This window comes from Agrobacterium sp. 5Ca39 (assembly GCF_055382365.1).
In genome coordinates this window covers 1668196-1686066 of record NZ_AP026437.1, presented here as the reverse complement: position 1 = coordinate 1686066, position 17871 = coordinate 1668196, and the positions used below count along the sequence as shown (strand labels likewise).

Here is a 17871-nt window from a genome sequence, read left to right as displayed (position 1 = left end):
GGGAGCTTGCTTGCGTCCCGTGGGAATAGAGATACTCTTGACGCAGCCGGGGCTGGATTGGCGCTTCTGACAGAAAGCGAGCCGAAACTGACAAAACGGGGGTTGGGCATGGCGGGTGTAACGGGAAGCGCGCTGGAAGTGGGGCTGGTCCTCTATCGGGACTGCCAGATCGCCATGGTGCATGGCATCACCGATCTTTTCGCCATCGCGTCGGTATTTTCACAGGATCGCGGCGGGCCGAAATTGCGGGTCAGCCATTGGAGCATGGGCGAAGGCGGTGAATTTTCCCGCTCCTATGACACGGAACCCGGCGGGCTGGGGCATCCCGATATCTTCGTTGTGCCCGGCCGGTTGACCGGGCCGGCTGAAATCGAGGAAGCTGAGCCTTACGCCCGCTGGCTGCTGAACCGGCACGCCCAGGGCGCGACGCTGGCTGCCAGTTGCGGCGGGTCGTTCATGCTCGCGGCCACCGGGCTTCTGGCTGGCCGCCCGGCGACGACCCACTGGTTGTTTGCGGGACGTTTTCGGGACCGATTTCCCGATGTCCGGCTGGAGATAGACAAGATCGTCATCGAGGACGGCGATATCATCACGGCCGGCGGGTTGATGGCGTGGACCGATCTTGGTCTGCGCATCGTCGACCGGCTGCTCGGCCCTTCCGTGATGATCGAGACCGGCAAGTTTCTGCTGATCGACCCGTCAGGACGGGAACAGCGTCATTATAGTAGTTTCGCCCCAAGGCTGACGCATGGCGATGAGCCGATCCTGAAGGTGCAGCATTGGTTGCAGGCCCGTGCCGGGCGGGCGACAAGCGTTACCGACATGGCCGGCCATGCCGGGCTGGAGGAGCGAACCTTCTTGCGCCGCTTCAAGGTGGCGACCGGCATGAAGCCCATCGAATATGTCCAGCACCTGCGGGTCAGCAAGGCGCGTGAATTGCTGGAATTCACCCGCCGTTCGGTCGATCAGATCGCTTGGTCGGTGGGTTATGAGGACGCTGCCGCCTTTCGCCGGGTGTTTCACCGCATTCTCGGCCTCTCACCGGGAGAGTATAGAAGCCGCTTTTCCAGCGGTTCGGCCATGGTTGCTGCCTGAGGTTGATCCGATGGGGGTGGTGGTACCCGGCACTTGCAATGTGGCCGGTGTTTGCTAACATGCCAGACAAGTTTAAAACAGGTGGGCCGGAATGGACGTCGAGAGCAGCACCAAGCAAGTATCGCTTGCGGCGAAAATCAGTTCGGCCTTGCGACGGGATCTGGCGGAGGGGGTGTTCCGCCCGGGTGACCGGCTTCCGAGCGAAAGCGAATTGACGCGGGAATATTCCGTCAGCCGAACGGTTGTGCGCGAGGCCATCGCCATTCTTCGTGCCGATGGCCTCGTTGAAGCACGCAAGGGCGCAGGGGTCTTTGCTGTCGAAGCCAAGCCGGCAAAGGAACTGCCTTTTAACGATCTCGCCGTGGGTCGCATTTCCTCGGTCATCGAACTCCTGGAACTGCGGACCGTGTTCGAAGTGGAATCCGCCGGGCTGGCGGCCTCGCGCCGTTCCGCCGTGCAGGTGGAATCGATCGTGGATGCGCATCGGCGTGTCGGTGACTGTCTCGCCGCCGGGCTACCAACGCGGGACGCCGATTTCGAATTCCATCTCGCCATCGCGCAGGCCACGCAGAACAGGCGGTTTCCGGAGTTTCTTCAACTCATTCGGTCCGGTATCATTCCCCGCGGCGAATTACAGGGTGCCGCGCCGGGGTCGCGCCCCAAGGATTACAACCTCCACCTTCAAGAGGAGCACGGCAAGATCGTCGATGCCATTATCGAGGGAGACGCCGATGCCGCGCGCCAATATATGGCCTCGCATCTGCGCGGCAGTCTCGAGCGTTACAAGGTGCTCCTGCGGTCCCGCACCGTGGCTGAGTAGGGCGGAAATAGCTGATATGGCAATGAATTATGCGTTTGCCCGTCGGTAAAAGGCCAGGGAAGCAGCAAGCGTCAGCAGCGCGCCGCCGCAGATGCGGTCGAGCCATAATGCTCCGGACTTGCGCAATATCCTGACCGCCTGCGCGCCGAACAGGGCGTATGCGAACATCACGATGAAATCGATGCCGGCGAAGATCAGCGCAAGTACGGTATATTGCTGAGTCTCCGGCGCGGCGACATCGATGAATTGCGGCAGGAAGGCCGAAAAAAACAGGTATCCCTTAGGATTGGTCACGGCGACGAGAAAGCTCTTCAGGAAGATTGAACGCGCCGATGCGGCCCTGTTTGCCTCTGCAGAGCCGAGAGCGCCGTCAAGCGTCCCTCTTGAACGCAGAAGCATGATGCCAAGGTAAACAAGGTAGCAGACCCCCGCCCATTTGACGACACCGAACCAGAACTCCGAGGTGGCCATAAGAGCCCCGAGTCCCAGTGCAACCGCGCCGATCAGGAAGAAATCCGAAAGGACGGCACCAGCCATGCCGATCATCGCGCGACGCACGCCGAGTTTCGAACCATTGGCAAGCGCCAGCAAGACGGTGGGGCCGGGTGTTGCAATGCCGATAAAGGCGACCATGGCAAAGGCCAGGAGCGTCACGTCGATCATATTTTCCTCCCCCGAGGCAGCAGACACGAGCGGTCAAATCGCCACGAATTTCCATGTCAGCCTTCTGTGGGCAGGGAGAATACAGCGTTTTGCGGTTGTGGCAATGTGGGCTTCTTTAGGGAAAGAAGAACGCCGCAACCGCCGCCTGGGCAACGCTGTACCTGTATACCCCCGCGCTTGCCGATATCGATTTTGGCGTCGGATGCTTGACAGCCCGCAACACCTGTGACAACTTTACCGTAGTTGTCAGACAGGATGTGGTCCTTGCACGTTCGGTGACTGGCAAGGGAGGAATCATGTCAAAAAGACGCCTTTCGCTTTATGGCTTGTCCGGCCAGATCGGAAGTATTGCGGTCACGCTGCTTGGATTGCTGCTGCTGACCTTTTTCATTGGCCGCCTGATGCCCGCCGACCCAGTGCGGGCCATTGTCGGTGAGGATGCGACCCGTGAAACCTATGAACAGGTCTATCACGCGCTCGGCTTTGACCGCCCGCTGTGGCAGCAGTTCGTCTATTATCTCGGAGATGTCTTCACCGGCAATTTCGGAACGTCGATCCGCACGGGCCGCCCCGTCATCGAGGACATCATAAGCGTGATGCCGGCGACGATCGAGCTTGCGACCTTCGCCATCCTGATCGGTGCCGGCCTCGGCATCCCCATGGGCGTTTACGCCGCCGTGAAGAAAGACCGCTGGCAGGATCATCTTGTGCGCGTTCTCAGCCTGTTCGGCCATTCCATGCCGATCTTCTGGACCGGCATGATCGCGCTGATCGTTTTTTACGCTCATCTCGGCCTCGTTGGCGGCGGTGGCCGCATGGACCAGTTCTATATCGGTCTGGTGGAGGAGCGGACGGGCTTTCTGCTGATCGACAGCCTGCTTGCGGGTGACATGGAGGTCTTCCGGTCGGCCATCAACCACCTCATCCTGCCAGCTGCCCTGCTGGGCTATTCCTCCTCTGCCTATATCACCCGCATGACGCGCAGCTTCATGCTGGATCAGCTGGGGCAGGAATATGTGACGACCGCGCGTGTCAAAGGCCTGTCGCAACGGCAGACGGTGTGGCTGCATGCTTTTGGCAATATTCGCGTGCAGCTGGTCACCATCATCGCGCTGGCTTACGGTTCGCTGCTGGAAGGAGCGGTCCTCATTGAGACCGTCTTCGCCTGGCCGGGTTTCGGGCAATATCTCACCAGCAATCTTATCATCGGCGACATGAATGCCGTGATGACCTGTGTACTGATCGTCGGCGTCATCTTTATCGGGCTCAATCTCCTGTCCGACATTCTCTACCGCTTTTTCGATCCGAGGACCCGCTGATGACGGCCCGTGCTGAAACTTCCTTCCGTCTTCCGGTGCCGCTGAACGCGCTGAAGAACATTATCGTCTTCCTGCTCAAGAGCCCGACATCGGCTTTCGGCCTGCTGATCTTGCTGCTGCTCGTCATCTCGGCGATTTTTGCGCCCTGGCTCGCGACGCATGATCCTTACGCACAGAATCTCGCCAACACGCTGCAGCCCCCGGGCAACGGCCATGTCTTCGGGACGGATGAGCTGGGGCGCGATATCTATAGCCGTCTTCTCTGGGGCGCTCGCATCACGCTCACCATCATCACGCTGGTATCGATCATCGTCGGTCCCGTCGGCCTTCTGGTCGGTACGGCATCCGGTTATCTCGGCGGCAAGTTCGATACGGTGATGATGCGCATAACGGATATCTTCCTGTCTTTCCCTAGCCTCATCCTGTCGCTCGCCTTCGTCGCAGCACTGGGTCCGAGCCTTAATAACGCGATCATTGCAATCGCACTCACCTCATGGCCGCCGATTGCGCGTCTTGCCCGCGCTGAAGCCATGACCTTTCGCAAGGCGGATTACATTGCCGCTGCAAGGCTTCAGGGCGCGTCGCCGCTGCGCATCATCGTCAAGTCGATCATGCCCATGTGTCTCCCCTCGGTTCTCATCAGACTGACGCTGAACATGGCAACCGTCATTCTGACCGCCGCAGGTCTGGGCTTTCTTGGCCTCGGCGCGCAGCCGCCGCTGCCGGAATGGGGAGCGATGATCGCCACCGGCCGGCGTTACATGCTGGATAGCTGGTGGCTGGTGACCTTTCCCGGCATTGCGATCCTGTCTGTCAGTCTCGCTTTCAACCTCCTCGGTGACGGGCTGCGGGATGCGCTCGATCCGAAGCAGATGAACCGGAGATAGAAACATGGAAAAACCAATCCTTGATGTTGAAAATCTCCGTATCCGTTATGGTGGCTCACCCACCGAGGCGGTGCGCGGCATCTCCTTCACGCTCGGTCGGGAGCGGCTCGGCATTGTCGGTGAAAGCGGTTCGGGAAAATCCACAGTCGGACGCGCTCTGTTGCGCCTCCTGCCTTCGGCAACGATCACCGCTGACAAGCTGGCTTTCGACGGGCTCGATCTTCTCTCCCTCGATGAGAAGGAGATGCTGAAGGTTCGCGGCCGGCGCATGTCGATGATCCTTCAGGATCCGAAATTCTCCCTCAACCCCATCCGTCGCGTCGGCGATCAGGTGACGGAGACCTATCTGCGCCACTTCAGGGCATCAAGAGCCGAGGCACGGGAAAAGGCGCTGGCGATGCTGGATGCGGTGAAGATCCGCGATGCCTCACGTGTCTACGAGCAATACCCGCACGAAATCTCCGGTGGCATGGGTCAGCGCGTGATGATCGCCATGATGCTGCTTGCCGATCCCGATCTCGTCATCGCTGACGAACCAACTTCGGCGCTTGATGTGACGGTGCGGTTGCAGGTGCTGAACATTCTCGACGGTCTGGTGCGCGATCGCGGCATCGGCCTCATCATGATCAGCCACGATCTCAACCTTGTGCGCAATTTCTGCGACCGGGTGCTGATCATGTATTCTGGCCGCGTGGTGGAAACGCTGGCCGCCCGCGATCTCGATCAGGCGCAGCATCCCTATACGCGCGGCCTTTTGGCGGCACAGCCGCGTATCGGCGGTGCGCGCGCACCGCTTGCGGTGCTGGACCGCCGCCCTGAATGGCTGGAGGAGAATGCATAATGGCCGTTTCTGTCGAAACCCGCGATCTTTCCATCACTTTCGGCAGCGGCAATACTGCACTGAAAGTGCTGCCTTCGGTGTCGTTCCGTGTCGAGCCCGGCGAATGTTTCGGGCTGGTCGGTGAAAGCGGTTCGGGCAAGTCCACCGTGTTGCGCTGCGTCTCAATGCTCAACGATTTCTGGACTGGCGATATCCTCATCGACGGCAGATCGGTGCGAGACGTGCCGCTGATCGAGCGCTGCCGCATGTTGCAGATGGTGTTTCAGGACCCCTATGGCTCTCTGCATCCCCGCCAGTCGGTGCGCACCGTGCTTGGTGAATCGCTTGCGATCCACAAGCTCGGCGACCGCGAGGAGCGCATGCGCAAGGTCATCACTGATGTCGGCCTGCCGGTGTCTTTCCTCGACCGTTTCCCGCACCAACTCTCCGGCGGCCAACGGCAGCGCGTGGCGATTGCGAGGGCGCTGATCCTGGAACCGTCGCTGCTGCTGCTCGATGAGCCGACCTCGGCGCTCGATGTCTCGGTCCAGGCGGAAATCCTCAACCTCTTGCAGCGGCTGCGGGAAGAGCGCGCTTTCACCTATATCATGGTGACCCATGATCTCGCCGTGGTCGATCACATGTGCGATCGCTTCGCCGTGATGCTGCGTGGCGAAATAACCGAAATCCTGCCGCGCGAGGCCATTGCTGGCAACGATGCAACGCATCCTTATGCGCGCGAACTGATCGGTGCTTCACTGGAATATGAAGGCGCGTGACGGCTCCAAGAATGTGACCGTCCTCCTCCGGGGCGCCACGGATAATAACAGCCTCCTTCCTTGCCCGGCCTCCCCGCCGGGCATTTTTTTTTGGGAAGGCAGGCCGAAGATAGAAAAGACCGGTGGTAATCGGGCCTTAGGCTGCTGACAAACGGAGCCTCTCCGCCGTCATGCCGGACTGGATCCGGCATCCAGCTACGGGGTGTCTGCGCCATAAGAGGAGTCTTACGCGATCAAGGACTTGATCGGGCTGGACCCCGGATCTAGTCCGGGGTGACGGAGTGCGGATGCCTCACTCTTGGGGAATATTTCGGCTTTGTAAGGCCTCGTCGGCAGCAAAAAAGCGCGGGGTTAGCCGCGCCTTTTCTTACTCGCAGATATGGCGCCGATTATCGCTCCTTGCTCACCACTTCAAACCTAGAGAGCCAGGGACTGACGATCATGCCCTTGACGTCGCTGCGGAAGGCTGCGGTGTCGACCACTTCGGAGAATGGCTGAATGGACATGACGATTTCATCCATATAACCCTGCAGGTCTTCATAAAGCTTCGTCTGTTTTGCCGCATCGCGCTCAACAAGCGCTTCCTCGATCATCTTGTTCAGCTTTTCGTCGAAGAAGCTGGTGCGCCAGCTCTGGTAATTCGTGAGCTTGGCGTCATCGGCATTATTGGGATTGTAGGCAATCGAGCGCAGGTTGTTGTCCGGGTGCGGCTGCTGGCCGCCGCCACCGCGGCCGAGCAGCAATTCGAAGTTGCGCTCGCGCATCGCACCATAGATCTGGTCGCCGGAGCCGCTGATCAGCTCGGCCTGAATGCCTGCCTGGGCGAGCGTGTTCTGGATCGCCGTTGCGGCTTTCATGAACGGGTCTTCCGAAAGCACGCGCAGCGTTGTCTTGAACCCATCAGGATAACCGGCCTCGGCCAGAAGCGCCTTGGCTTTTTCAATATCGAGCTTGTAGCCCTGATCCGGCAGCGCACCCATGACGCCGGTGCTGAGGGAGCGCTGATGCAGCTTGCCGTAATAGGGCATGACCGCCTTGTCGAGACCATCGTAATCAATCAGGTAACGCAAGGCCTCGCGCACCTTCTTGTTCGCGAATTTCTCATCCTTCATCGAAACGCTGAGGTAATAGAAACCGGAGCCCGGTGTGGATTCGATGGTGACGGCCTTGTCGGCCTCAAGTGATTTCAGATCCGGAGCCTGCAGGGAATAGGCAACGTCGATATCGCCCTTTTCCAGCATGAGCCGCTGCGACTGCGATTCCGGCAGATGGCGCATCAGGATACGCTTCATCTTGGCCTTTTCACCCCAATAATCGTCGTTGCGGGTGAGGATGATATATTCGTTGGATTTCCACTGGGTCAGCTTGAAGGGGCCGGAGCCGGCGGAATTCAGCGTCAGCCATGCGCCGCCGAGATCGCCATCCTTCTCATTCTCAAGCGCGGTCTGGCTGTCGATGATCGAGCCGGGACCGTTCTGGGCAAGGATCATCAGGAGAAGGTTGGGATCGTCGGGCTTGGGGATATTCAGCACGAAGATCTGATCGCTTTCGGCAACGAAAAGCTTGTCGGCCTCTTCGAGCTTGAAACCGCGGGTTTTCAGAAAGGATGATTGCGCCAGGTTGCGGGCGAGCAGCCGTTTGAGGCTCCATGCCACATCCTTTGCCGTCACGGCATTGCCGGAAGCGAACTTGGCATCGGCACGCAGATGGAAACGGATCGACTTCCGGTCTTCGGCTATTTCCCAGCGTTCGGCAAGGCGCGGCTGGACGCTGCGGTCCTCAGGCGAAAGCACGATCAGGGTGTCATAGATATTGTTCAGAACCTGCACGGTCTCGCGGCCGGTGATGGCGGCGGGGTCGAGTGTGAGGATATTGCTCATGGTCGTGGCGACAATAAGCTGGTCCTTTGGCGTCTCGGCAAAAGTGCTGAGCGGCATGGCGCCGATCAGCAGGGCGCCAAGTGCTGCTGTTGCAAGAAAATGTTTCATCTTTCCTCCCAATACGGCCGCTTCATACGGCCTTCCACGTTTCGATCCACCTGCCCGGTTCCTCCTCGGGCGGCGTGTGATCAACCAAGAATATCTTTGACTGGCGTGGCCAGGGCCCGGCCGATCGCCGCTGTCGCCGGCGCGTCCAGATGCACGCCGTCCACCGGCGAAGCACTGGCGACCGAACCGGCGTCGAAGAAGTGATGTCCGAGTTCGGTAGCGAGTTTTTGGTAAAGCGGCGCAAGCCTGAGCGATTGCCCGACATCCCGCCCTCCCGCCGGTTCTCCACCCGGGCCTGCAACGCAGGGCGGTGGGGCAACGATCAGCAGTTTCGGTACCGCTTCTCGCGGCTTGTAGATGAAGGTCTCGACGATCTGCGCTAACCGGCGCATGCCGGAAACGGCGGCTTCCGCGCGTCCGCCATGCACCGGTTTGATGTCATTGGTGCCGAGCATGATTATGACGAGGTCAAGCGGCATATGGCACGAGAGCGCTATTTCCAGCGCCCGCGCGCCGTTGCGGCAGGCCGGACCGGCGTGGTCGTCGTAGCAGGTGGTTCGCCCGCCAAGACCTTCGGGGTAAACTTTCGCCATGCCGGCAAGCTCGGTTTCCAGAACCTCCGGCCAGCGATATGCGGCGGGGTGCCTGAGGCCCGTTGCCGGGTCCGCGCCCCAGATGAGGCTGTCTCCAAAGGCGAGCACCGTTTTCATCGCCCGTTACCTCACCCGGTTGTTGTCGATGAAGGTAAAATCGATGTCCTCGCCAAGGCCCGGCCGGTCGGGAACGTGGACAAAGCCATCCCGGTCCATCGGATCGGACAGAGACTTCAGATAGTCGTGGCCGTCATCATATTCGAGGAAGGGATGTAGCAGGCCACGCTCATACCAGCGGCAATTCTTGGTGGCGGCAACCACATGCAGGTTCATGGCGGTATTTCCATGCACTTCGCACTCCATGCCGAAGGCTTCGGCCAGATGCATGGTCTTCAGCGCCGGTGTGATGCCCCCGACATCGTTGACGCCGGTGCGCAGAATGTCGCAGGCGCCGGCCTTGATCCATTCGGCACGGTGCCAGTGTTTGCCGGCCGCACTTTCCGGGCCGACGACCGGAATATCGAGATTATCGGAAAGCCACTTGTAGGAGGACAGCGACTGTTCATCCATCGGCTCCTCGATCCAGTCGAAACCGAGTTTTTCGAGGCCACGGCCCAGCGCCAGCGCATCCGTGCGGGAGTACCAGTGGAAGGCGTCAATCATCAGGCGGATATCGGGGCCGACCGCCTCGCGCACGGCCGCGCAGGCCTTGAGGTCCATCTTCACATCCGGCGCCCAGCTGACGGGCGGCATCCACGTGTGCAGCTTGATGCCCTTGTAGCCGCGCTTCACCAGTGTCTCGGCAAAGCGGCCGTAGTCGTCCGGTGTCGCCAGCCCGCCTTCCAGTTCGTCACCGCACATGATGGAGCCATAGGCGAGCACCTTGTCGCGATAACCGCCGATCAACTTGTATACAGGTTGATTGAGGGAGCGGCCGGCAAGGTCCCATAGCGCGCAGTCAACCACCGCCAGCGTGCGGTCAGTCAGTTGGGCGGCTGAACCGCGCTGCCAGTGGGCAAGGTCCTGCCACAGCCGTTCGCGGTCTCGATGGTCCTCACCGATCAGGACTTTCTTGACGAATTTTTCTATGACATGCGGGCGAACTATCTCTGGCGCGGTGAAAGAATGGCCCTCGTGGCCGTCCTCTGTCCGGATCGTCAGCATGGCCTGTTCCACCTGATGCGCCGGACCCGGATGCGCGTGGCCGGCACTGTCCGAGTGCCGACGGGTCGTCGTGCGGAAAACACGGACCTCGACGTCGGTAATGATCATAATTCCTCCCTCATGCAGGTGTCTCGGCGTTGTTGGTCGCCGCAATGTCATACATGTGTGCAATATTTGTCAACATGTATGATAATCTGTATTACATGTTGGAGGGGGAAATCAAGGTCATTTGTGCTCGACGCTGCGCAGGTCGACGGTGAGGAACAGCCTCTGGCGGATTTGCCTCATCCCAAAAAAAGACCCGAGGAAGCGTGAGGGCGGCCTGTGTGGAGGGATAGTCCACAATTTTAGTGTATTATTGAATCGCGCAATGATCTTTCAACAATGGCCGGGACTATAAACGAACATGCCGCGCCAGTTGCCGCCGTCATCATGCATGCTGTGTGAGCATGCGTCGCATCGGGCGGTCGTTCCAAACCAGGATGGCTGCGTTTGCGTCGCTGAGTTTCAACTCGTTTCCGGATGCACGCCCATGCCCCTTTCCCATATCTCCCATTTCGCCTTTCTTGTCCCGGGCAACTATCATGACGATGATCCGGGACAGGGGCTGGAAGAAACCCTGCAGCTTTTCGAAGCAGGAGAGGCGCTGGGTTATCATAGCGCCTGGGTCCGCCAGCGCCATCTGGAGCGGGGTGTTTCCTCTGCGGCGACTTTCCTCGCTGCGGCTTCGCAACGAACCAGACGGATCGGGTTAGGCACCGCCGTTATTCAACTCGGTTACGAGAACCCATTCAGGCTGGCGGAGGATCTGGCCACCGTGGATGTCCTGTCGCGCGGACGGCTGAATGTGGGGGTTTCGGTGGGCGCACCGCCCTTCGCCCATCTTATTTCCGACTATGTCGATACGGTTGTCGAAGCGGACTACAGCCACGCGCGCGCTGAGAAGCTGGCGAGGGCGCTGCGATCGGAGCCGCTGTCGAACGAGACGGAGGCGGGCAATGCGGCCGGTGCGCAGGTGCCGCGGCTTCGGCCAGTCGCCAAGGGGCTGACGGACCGGTTATGGTATGGCGGTGGATCGCAGAACTCTGCGCGCTGGGCTGGCAGGGCAGGGTTCAACCTTCTGACGGGCAATATTGTCAGCGGCGAGAATACCGATGATTTTCTGACCGCTCAGGCGGCTCTCGTTGCTCGCTTCCGGCAGGAATGGGCGCATGAGCGCGAACCGCGTGTCGCTCTTGGCCGCGTGATCCTGCCAACCGATAGCGCAAGCCCCGCCACGCGCCGCCGTTACCAGGAATTCGTTGCCGAGCGGGACAAGCGCACGACCTCGCCGCATGGGGCGCGCCGCACGCTTTTCCTGCCGGATATCGTCGGGACGACGCATGAGATTCTGGAAAGATTGTCTCGCGACCCCGTTCTGCCGTTTGTCTCGGAATTCCGCCTCGAACTTCCCTATGAATTCCAGCCGGACGATTATCGCCAGATCGTGGCGGATTTCGCCTCTGTCCTGCCGCAGCTTTCCGGCGAAAGGCCGGTTTTGAAAGTGGCGACGGGGCAATAACGTCGTCACCTCCCGCCATTCGACTTTCAATGGAAGCCGGCGGGAGGTCGACTGAGCGACATTGCCGCATCCGTCCTTCAATCGGGGTACGGCAGGCCATAGCGGTCGCGGATCGTCGTGGCTTCATATTCGCGCGGGTAAACCCCGCGATCCTGCAGTACCGGAACAACGTGTTCGACGAATTCAGCGATATCATCGGGCGCCCGTGGCGGCTGTAATGTGTAGCCGTCCACTGTGCCATCCTGCCAGAGGTCGATAATGCCGTCCGCTACCTCTTCCGCCGTGCCGAGCAGCAGCCGGTGGTGCCCTTCCGAGCGGCGTACGGCCTCGCGGGCAGTCAGTTTTTCATGGGTCAGAAGATCGGAAAGGCCAAGGCCCATGCCTACCGCCCATTGCCGGTTCTGATCGGGGATGAAACGCTCGGCATCGAGTTTTGCGTCGGGGTCGAAATCGCGAGGCTCTATGCCGTTTTCTCTGGCGAAACGTGCCAGGAGACCGTCTTCCGAACCGGCGCCGCTGTAGAGTTCGTGTTTACGCAAGGCTTCCTGCCGGGTTTCGCCGAGAATGACGACGAGGCCGGGAACGATGCGGATGCCAGAGGGATCGCGCCCGAGGGAGACGGCGCGGTCGCGGACCTTCTTGCCAAAGGCCTGCCCTGCGGGACGTGACAGAATATTGCAATAGATGATCTCGCCATGGCGTGCCGCGAGATCAATGCCGCCTTCGGAGGCGCCGGCCTGCGCGATAACGGGATGCCCCTGCGGCCCGCGCGGAACGTTGAGGGGGCCTTTGACATGGAAATATTGCCCCTCATGATCGATGGTTTCGGCTGTCGCCGCATCCCAGAAGCGGTTCTCCGGCACGTCGCTCTCGCGGCGGGGGTCCCAGCTAGACCAGAGCTTTTTTGCGACATCCAGAAATTCGGTAGCCTTGGCATAACGTTCGCTGCGCGGCGGCAGCGGGTCATTGCCAAAATTGGCGGCAACATTGGGATTAAAGGAAGAAACGATATTGACGATCAGCCGGCCGCCGGTGACGAGATCGATGGATTGAGTTCGTCTGGCGAAATTATAGGGCGAATTGTAGGTGGAGGACACGGTTGCCACAAAGCCGATATCCGGCACCTGTGCGGCAAGCGATGTCGAGAGGATGAGCGGATCAATGGTGTGGAACGGCCGGCTTGCCGGGTCGGTCAGCAGTGCCGGGTGGTCGGAAAGGAAAACGGCGTCGAACCGGCCCTTATGCGCCAGTTCCGTCAGTCGTCGGTAATATCCGATATCGTTTATATCGTGCCGGTCTCCGCTCCGATATTTCCAGGCATTGGCGAGATATCCTGTCGTGTTGATGCCGACGTTGAGATTGAGCCGGCGTTTGGTCTTGCTCATGCTGCCACTTTTTCTTTCGGGTCTGTTGGATTATCGGCCTGTATGGCCGCGCAATTGCGGGAAGCGTAACAGCCGGGGGGCCGGTCGCGAGTTAAAAATCCTTGCTGTGCGGAGAAGAAAAACTTTCGTCTCCAGTTTCACCCGCGCGTGGTCGATCTGATCGATGCCCGACAAAAATCCCAGCGAAATCCTGCTTTTATCGAAAGGATATTCCGCCATGCGCCGCATGAGCTGGTAAGATGGAAACGAATTTCCTCAATCGCGTTTGAAATAGTACACTTTATCTATAGAAAATGTTTTATGGCGTGTAGCGTGCCGTCCAGATCGCAATTTCGAGGACGAACGCCATGGCCAACGCCGCTCTTCGCCAGGGAACCCAACCCGTAACGGTGTGGTATACACGCTGCCCGGCGCCCACGCCGCTTTCCATCGCAACGCAACTGGGCTGGATTGAGCAGAGTTTTGCCAACCACGGCATCTCCGTTTCGTCCATTCGCGATGCGGCCGATCCAGCCATTCGCCAGAGTCATTTTGATCATCGGCTGGACTGGTCGTTCCGTCAGGGCGGCAACATCCCACCGATCTGGGCGAAATCCGGTGGCCGGAAAACACGGCTGGTGGGGCTGACAAGGACCGACGAGTTCCAGGCCGTCATTGCCTTGCCCGCAAGTGGCATAAGCAAGGGAAGCGACCTGAAGGGGCGGCGCATCGGTCTGCCGAAGCGCCCGGACGAGATCATCGATTTCCAGCGCGCCACCTCGCTCAAGGGCATCGTGTCGGCATTGACGGTCTCGGGGCTTTCCATCGCAGATGTCGAGCTTGTCGAGCTTGCCGCCAAAGAACCCGTGCTGCTCGGCCCGACGGAGGAACGGTTCCACGGTCTGCGCCGGCGGCTTCCCTATGGCGAGGAAATCGCAGCATTACACCGGGGCCAAATCGATGCATTTTTCGTCAAGGGCGCGGAAGGCGTCACTGTCGCCAATCTCATCGCCGCGCAGGTCGTGGTATCGACGGGTTTTCACCCTGATCCGAAGATCCGCATCAATAACGGTACGCCGCGTCCGCTGACCGTGGACGCCACTTTTGCCGATGAGCGTCCGGATCTGGTAGCGGAACTGGTGGCCACGGTTCAGCGCGTTGCGGATTGGGCAAATGACAATCCGGGGGAGGCCGTGCGTTTCATCGCTCGCGAGATCGGCGTCAGCGAGGAGGCGGTTCTCGCTGCGAATGGCCCGGACGTACATCGCAATCTGAGACTCGATCTCGATCCGGCTGAGCTGGATGCGCTCAGTCACTTCAAGGATTTCCTGCTGCAATGGAAATTCATTCCCGAAGATTTCGATGTCCAGGACTGGGCCGATCCACGTGCCCTTTCTGCACCGCAGGATACCGCGCACCATATTGTTGGGAGATGAGAACATCATGGCAGCCATCATTCTTGTAACGGGTGCAACGGGCAAGCTCGGGCAAAGGGTCGTCAGCCGTCTTTTGCAACGTCAGGCGGAGGTTCGGGTATTGACCCGCCGGCGCGAAGACGCGCTGAAGCTGTGGGGCGACAGGGTCGAGATTGCGGAGGGTAATTTTTCCGATCGGGCCAGCCTGAAGGCGGCGGCGCGGGGGGCCGACAGGGTGTTTCTGCTTTCGCCCATCGGGGAGACGCTGGCGGCAGACCAGAAGACGGTCATCGATGCCGCTCTCTCCGCCGGTATATCGCGGATCGTGAAAATATCCGGTTCCGACTGGACTATTGGAAATGCTGCACGCTCGATTTCGGGAGCGGCGCATGGCGAGGTGGAACAATATCTGGCGGCAAGCGGCATCGCGCATACGGTGTTGCGGCCGAACGCCTGGATGCAGGTTGCGCTGGAGCCTGTTGCCGCCGCGCTTCGCAAAGGCGAGGACGTGCCGGCCCGTTTCGGCGATGCGGCGGTCTCCTTCATCGATGCCGACGATATTGCCGATGTCGCTGTACAGGCTCTGGCTTCAAGCGCACCGCTCGTCGGCCCATTGGTGCTGACCGGACGCGAAGCGCTGACGGCGCTGGAAATTGCCCGCATTGCGGCCCGTATCCTGCATCGGCCCGTTGGCGTTTCGCACCATGCTACCCCCGTCTTTCCGCCGCATATCGGCGCTTTCGAACAGATGGCGATCGGTGAATTCGGAGAACTCATCCGCGAAGGTTTCGCCGCATCCATCACCGACGCCATCTACCATATCACCGGCCGCCAGCCCCGCAGTGTCGAAGATTATCTGCGCGCGCGGCTGGCGACTGCCCCACAGGGCGATCATTCCGAGGGAGAAAAGACATGGCGCTAACTGTTCCATTACCCGAAGATTCTGAGCTCAAAGGTCTTAAGCTGAAAGGCCCGGCTGATTTCGACGACAGCCCGCTCAGTCGCGCCATCAAGCAGCCCCTGATGCTCGGTCTGTTCCTCAATCTGCAGGATATCAATTTCTCCAGCTTGCCGACCAGCAACAGCTGGACCTTCGATTACAATGTCGAGCTGGTGAAGCGTGCCGAAGAGCTCGGTTTCGAAATCGCCTTCAGTCGCACGCAATGGCTGCCGAAGGGTGGTTATGACGGTGAATCCTCGCTTGACAGTTTCATTGCGCTTGGCGCGATGGCGGCGGTGACGAAGAGCATTTTGCTGATCTCCACCATCCACGTTCTTTACGGGCCCCTGCATCCGCTGCATCTCGCCAAATATGGCGCGACGCTGGATCATATCGCCAAAGGGCGCTGGGGCATCAACATCGTCACCGGCCACCGTGCCATCGAACATGAAATGTTCGGCTGGCAGCGGATCGATCATGACAAGCGTTATGACATGGCGGGGGAATTGTTCGATGTGCTCCACCGCCTTTGGGGAGAAACCGAAAACTTCTCTTATGAAGGCAAGCTCAACCCGTGGGCGATCAACAATGGCTGGATCACGCCAAAGCCCGCCTTCGGCCGCCCGCCGCTGGTCACAGCGACGGGTTCTCCCGCCGGTATCGATTTCGCCGCCCGTCATTCCGATCTGGTTTTCGTCACTTCGCCAGGCGGTGCGCATATAGACAGTGCGCTCGAAACGCTTCCCGATCATGTCGCCACCATCAAGAACCGCGCCAAAGCCTATGGCCGGCAGGTGAAGACGATCATCAATCCGATCATTGTCAGTCGCGATACGGAGAAGGAGGCGATCGCCTATGCCGATGCCATCGAGGCCGGAAAGCCGCAGCCCGGCACGCGTGCTTTCGCCACCAATAATTACGACAGCGACGCCCATGCCTGGCGCGGACGCGGTGATGCACGCCACAAGCAGGGCCGCAATCTCGGTGGCAATATCGAAATCATCGGCTCGCCGGAACAGGTGGTCGAGCAGCTTGTCGGCCTGAAGAAGGCCGGGATCGATGGCGTTCAGCTGAATTTCTACGATTTCCGCGAAGACCTCGATTATTTCGCCGAGCGTATTCTGCCCTTGATGAAGGAGGCGGGCCTGAGGCTCTGACGCCTTTCCAGCCCTGATTTTCCTATCCGAAGCCAATCCTTCGCAATCGTCCGATTGCGAAAACGATATTTTTTGTCCTGAGGAGATACCGTGAATATCGCCGTCGATCCCGTTAAAACACCCGCCCCTAAAATCATCGACCGGATCGGGACGTTTGTTCCCGAGCTCGTCTCCATCCGCCACGACCTGCACCAGCATCCCGAAATCGGCTTCGAGGAGGTGCGCACGTCAGGCATCGTCGCTGAAAAGCTTGCTTCCTGGGGCATCGAGGTTCATCGCGGTTATGGCAAGACCGGCGTGGTTGGCGTGCTGCGCGGCCGTCATGCGGGCAATCGCTCCATCGGGCTCCGGGCCGATATGGATGCCCTGCCGATGCCCGAGGAAACCGGTCTGCCCTATGCGTCCGTCTACCCCGGAAAGTTCCATGGCTGCGGGCATGATGTGCACACCACCATCCTGCTCGGCACCGCCCGTTATCTGGCGGAAACCCGCGATTTCGCCGGCACGGTGGTGTTCATTTTCCAGCCTGCCGAAGAGGGGCTGGGCGGCGCGCGCGCCATGATTGCCGATGGGCTGTTCAAGGATTTTCCGGTCGACGAGATTTACGGGCTCCACAATTCCACCCATGCCGCGCCCAATCACCTCAAGGTTTCGCCGGGCACCATTCTGGCTGGTGCGGATTTCTTTGACATCCGGCTCAAGGGTCGGGGTGCTCATGCCGCGCATCCCGATGTCTCCCGCGACCCGGTGCCGGCAACGGGTGAGCTGATCCAGGCGCTGCAGACCATCGTCAGCCGCAACGTATCGCCCACCGATCCCGCCGTGCTGTCGATCACGCGGATCGAAGCTGGATCAGCCTATAATGTCATTCCCGAAACGGCCGCGATTGCCGGAACAGTGCGAGCCTTCTCCGACAGCGTGCGAGAAACCATAAGGGGCCGCATCCGCACCATCTCGGATCATATCGCTGCTGCCTATGGCCTGAGTGCTGAGGTGGATATTCGCGACATATTCTCGGTCCTTACCAATGATGACGTGTCAGTGGAAATCGTTGCCGGCGTGGCGCGCGAGGTTCTGGGAGACGAGCGCGTTTCCACCGAGCCCGGCCGCTTCATGGGCAGCGAGGATTTCGCCGATCTTTTGAAACACGCACCGGGTGCGTTTTTCACCCTTGGCCATTCCGGCACGGTACCTGCCCACAATCCCGGTTTCATCGTTGACGACGACATCCTGCCCGTCGGGGCGACCCTGTTCGCGCGGCTGGTGGAAACCCGGCTGAAACCTGCCTGAAATTTAAAAAACAAGT

16 protein-coding genes are annotated in these 17871 nt (G+C 59.9%); 11 read left to right on the top strand and 5 right to left on the bottom strand.

Translation table 11 applies throughout. The annotated features are described in order from the left end of the window. Nucleotides 1-108 precede the first annotated feature (108 nt). Nucleotides 109-1095 carry a GlxA family transcriptional regulator gene (locus ACZ47E_RS21425; protein ID WP_022562910.1) on the top strand — a complete coding sequence of 329 codons (987 nt, stop codon included), beginning with the start codon at nt 109-111 and terminating at the stop codon, nt 1093-1095. A 91-nt stretch (nt 1096-1186) separates the two neighbouring features. Next, nucleotides 1187-1915 carry a FadR/GntR family transcriptional regulator gene (locus tag ACZ47E_RS21420; protein WP_004445516.1) on the top strand — a complete coding sequence of 243 codons (729 nt, stop codon included), beginning with the start codon at nt 1187-1189 and terminating at the stop codon, nt 1913-1915. 27 nt (nt 1916-1942) lie between these two features. Here ACZ47E_RS21420 and ACZ47E_RS21415 read toward each other — a convergent pair whose 3' ends face one another. Beyond that, a complete protein-coding gene (locus ACZ47E_RS21415) occupies nt 1943-2578 on the bottom strand; it encodes a LysE family translocator (RefSeq protein WP_022562908.1) in 636 nt (211 codons plus the stop codon). A gap of 296 nt (nt 2579-2874) precedes the next feature. On the opposite strand from ACZ47E_RS21415, the gene ACZ47E_RS21410 reads away from it, so the two are divergent. From ACZ47E_RS21410 to ACZ47E_RS21395, 4 genes are read left to right on the top strand one after another with little or no spacing between them, the layout of a single operon-like run. Further along, nucleotides 2875-3897 carry an ABC transporter permease gene (locus ACZ47E_RS21410; RefSeq protein ID WP_004445514.1) on the top strand — a complete coding sequence of 341 codons (1023 nt, stop codon included), beginning with the start codon at nt 2875-2877 and terminating at the stop codon, nt 3895-3897. Continuing rightward, nucleotides 3897-4784 (top strand): ABC transporter permease, encoded by an 888-nt coding sequence (locus ACZ47E_RS21405; RefSeq protein WP_004445513.1) that lies wholly within the window; start codon nt 3897-3899, stop codon nt 4782-4784. The genes ACZ47E_RS21410 and ACZ47E_RS21405 overlap by 1 nt, the downstream gene beginning before the upstream one ends. Before the next feature lie 4 nt (nt 4785-4788). Further along, entirely contained in the window at nt 4789-5625 is an 837-nt protein-coding gene (locus ACZ47E_RS21400) for an ABC transporter ATP-binding protein (RefSeq protein WP_022562907.1), read from the top strand. Beyond that, on the top strand, nt 5625-6383 hold the full coding sequence (locus tag ACZ47E_RS21395) for an ABC transporter ATP-binding protein (RefSeq protein WP_022562906.1): 759 nt from the start codon (nt 5625-5627) through the stop codon (nt 6381-6383). Before ACZ47E_RS21400 ends, ACZ47E_RS21395 begins: the two co-directional genes overlap by 1 nt. A gap of 389 nt (nt 6384-6772) precedes the next feature. Here the strand turns inward: ACZ47E_RS21395 and ACZ47E_RS21390 are convergent, their stop codons facing one another. The 3 genes from ACZ47E_RS21390 to ACZ47E_RS21380 all read right to left on the bottom strand — a co-directional run bounded on the left by ACZ47E_RS21390 (nt 6773) and on the right by ACZ47E_RS21380 (nt 10236). After that, on the bottom strand, nt 6773-8371 hold the full coding sequence (locus tag ACZ47E_RS21390; RefSeq protein WP_004445506.1) for an ABC transporter substrate-binding protein: 1599 nt from the start codon (nt 8369-8371) through the stop codon (nt 6773-6775). Between the two features lie 80 nt (nt 8372-8451). Next, the gene (locus ACZ47E_RS21385) at nt 8452-9081 is read right to left on the bottom strand and encodes an SGNH/GDSL hydrolase family protein (protein WP_022562905.1); all 630 of its coding nucleotides are present in this window, start codon (nt 9079-9081) and stop codon (nt 8452-8454) included. A gap of 6 nt (nt 9082-9087) precedes the next feature. Then, complete coding sequence (locus tag ACZ47E_RS21380) at nt 9088-10236, bottom strand: mandelate racemase family protein (protein WP_006698448.1); 1149 nt, start codon at nt 10234-10236, stop codon at nt 9088-9090. Between the two features lie 424 nt (nt 10237-10660). Between ACZ47E_RS21380 and ACZ47E_RS21375 the strand changes: the two genes are divergently transcribed. After that, the gene (locus ACZ47E_RS21375) at nt 10661-11689 is read left to right on the top strand and encodes an LLM class flavin-dependent oxidoreductase (protein ID WP_174151273.1); all 1029 of its coding nucleotides are present in this window, start codon (nt 10661-10663) and stop codon (nt 11687-11689) included. A 77-nt stretch (nt 11690-11766) separates the two neighbouring features. On the opposite strand, the gene ACZ47E_RS21370 is transcribed toward ACZ47E_RS21375, so the two are convergent. Beyond that, the gene (locus ACZ47E_RS21370) at nt 11767-13074 is read right to left on the bottom strand and encodes an NtaA/DmoA family FMN-dependent monooxygenase (protein WP_045531472.1); all 1308 of its coding nucleotides are present in this window, start codon (nt 13072-13074) and stop codon (nt 11767-11769) included. A gap of 347 nt (nt 13075-13421) precedes the next feature. On the opposite strand from ACZ47E_RS21370, the gene ACZ47E_RS21365 reads away from it, so the two are divergent. From ACZ47E_RS21365 to ACZ47E_RS21350, 4 genes are all read left to right on the top strand, one after another. Continuing rightward, complete coding sequence (locus ACZ47E_RS21365) at nt 13422-14489, top strand: ABC transporter substrate-binding protein (RefSeq protein WP_045531474.1); 1068 nt, start codon at nt 13422-13424, stop codon at nt 14487-14489. Nucleotides 14490-14496: 7 nt separating this feature from the next. Continuing rightward, entirely contained in the window at nt 14497-15390 is an 894-nt protein-coding gene (locus ACZ47E_RS21360) for an NmrA family NAD(P)-binding protein (RefSeq protein WP_045531476.1), read from the top strand. Next, nucleotides 15381-16565: an LLM class flavin-dependent oxidoreductase gene (locus ACZ47E_RS21355; RefSeq protein WP_278067616.1), complete on the top strand. Its 1185-nt coding sequence runs from the start codon at nt 15381-15383 to the stop codon at nt 16563-16565. The genes ACZ47E_RS21360 and ACZ47E_RS21355 overlap by 10 nt, the downstream gene beginning before the upstream one ends. A gap of 90 nt (nt 16566-16655) precedes the next feature. Next, entirely contained in the window at nt 16656-17855 is a 1200-nt protein-coding gene (locus ACZ47E_RS21350) for a M20 aminoacylase family protein (protein ID WP_022562898.1), read from the top strand. The last annotated feature ends 16 nt before the right edge of the window (nt 17856-17871 follow it).

Excerpts from the sequence above, each read along its gene's own strand:
- ACZ47E_RS21395 (WP_022562906.1), top strand. The coding sequence starts at position 5,625 with ATGGCCGTTTCTGTCGAAACCCGCGATCTTTCCATCACTTTCGGCAGC.
- ACZ47E_RS21405 (WP_004445513.1), top strand. The coding sequence starts at position 3,897 with ATGACGGCCCGTGCTGAAACTTCCTTCCGTCTTCCGGTGCCGCTGAAC.
- ACZ47E_RS21390 (WP_004445506.1), bottom strand. The coding sequence starts at position 8,371 with ATGAAACATTTTCTTGCAACAGCAGCACTTGGCGCCCTGCTGATCGGC.
- ACZ47E_RS21425 (WP_022562910.1), top strand. The coding sequence starts at position 109 with ATGGCGGGTGTAACGGGAAGCGCGCTGGAAGTGGGGCTGGTCCTCTAT.
- ACZ47E_RS21415 (WP_022562908.1), bottom strand. The coding sequence starts at position 2,578 with ATGATCGACGTGACGCTCCTGGCCTTTGCCATGGTCGCCTTTATCGGC.
- ACZ47E_RS21360 (WP_045531476.1), top strand. The coding sequence starts at position 14,497 with ATGGCAGCCATCATTCTTGTAACGGGTGCAACGGGCAAGCTCGGGCAA.
- ACZ47E_RS21365 (WP_045531474.1), top strand. The coding sequence starts at position 13,422 with ATGGCCAACGCCGCTCTTCGCCAGGGAACCCAACCCGTAACGGTGTGG.
- ACZ47E_RS21420 (WP_004445516.1), top strand. The coding sequence starts at position 1,187 with ATGGACGTCGAGAGCAGCACCAAGCAAGTATCGCTTGCGGCGAAAATC.
- ACZ47E_RS21410 (WP_004445514.1), top strand. The coding sequence starts at position 2,875 with ATGTCAAAAAGACGCCTTTCGCTTTATGGCTTGTCCGGCCAGATCGGA.
- ACZ47E_RS21370 (WP_045531472.1), bottom strand. The coding sequence starts at position 13,074 with ATGAGCAAGACCAAACGCCGGCTCAATCTCAACGTCGGCATCAACACG.
- ACZ47E_RS21380 (WP_006698448.1), bottom strand. The coding sequence starts at position 10,236 with ATGATCATTACCGACGTCGAGGTCCGTGTTTTCCGCACGACGACCCGT.
- ACZ47E_RS21375 (WP_174151273.1), top strand. The coding sequence starts at position 10,661 with ATGCCCCTTTCCCATATCTCCCATTTCGCCTTTCTTGTCCCGGGCAAC.
- ACZ47E_RS21355 (WP_278067616.1), top strand. The coding sequence starts at position 15,381 with ATGGCGCTAACTGTTCCATTACCCGAAGATTCTGAGCTCAAAGGTCTT.
- ACZ47E_RS21400 (WP_022562907.1), top strand. The coding sequence starts at position 4,789 with ATGGAAAAACCAATCCTTGATGTTGAAAATCTCCGTATCCGTTATGGT.
- ACZ47E_RS21385 (WP_022562905.1), bottom strand. The coding sequence starts at position 9,081 with ATGAAAACGGTGCTCGCCTTTGGAGACAGCCTCATCTGGGGCGCGGAC.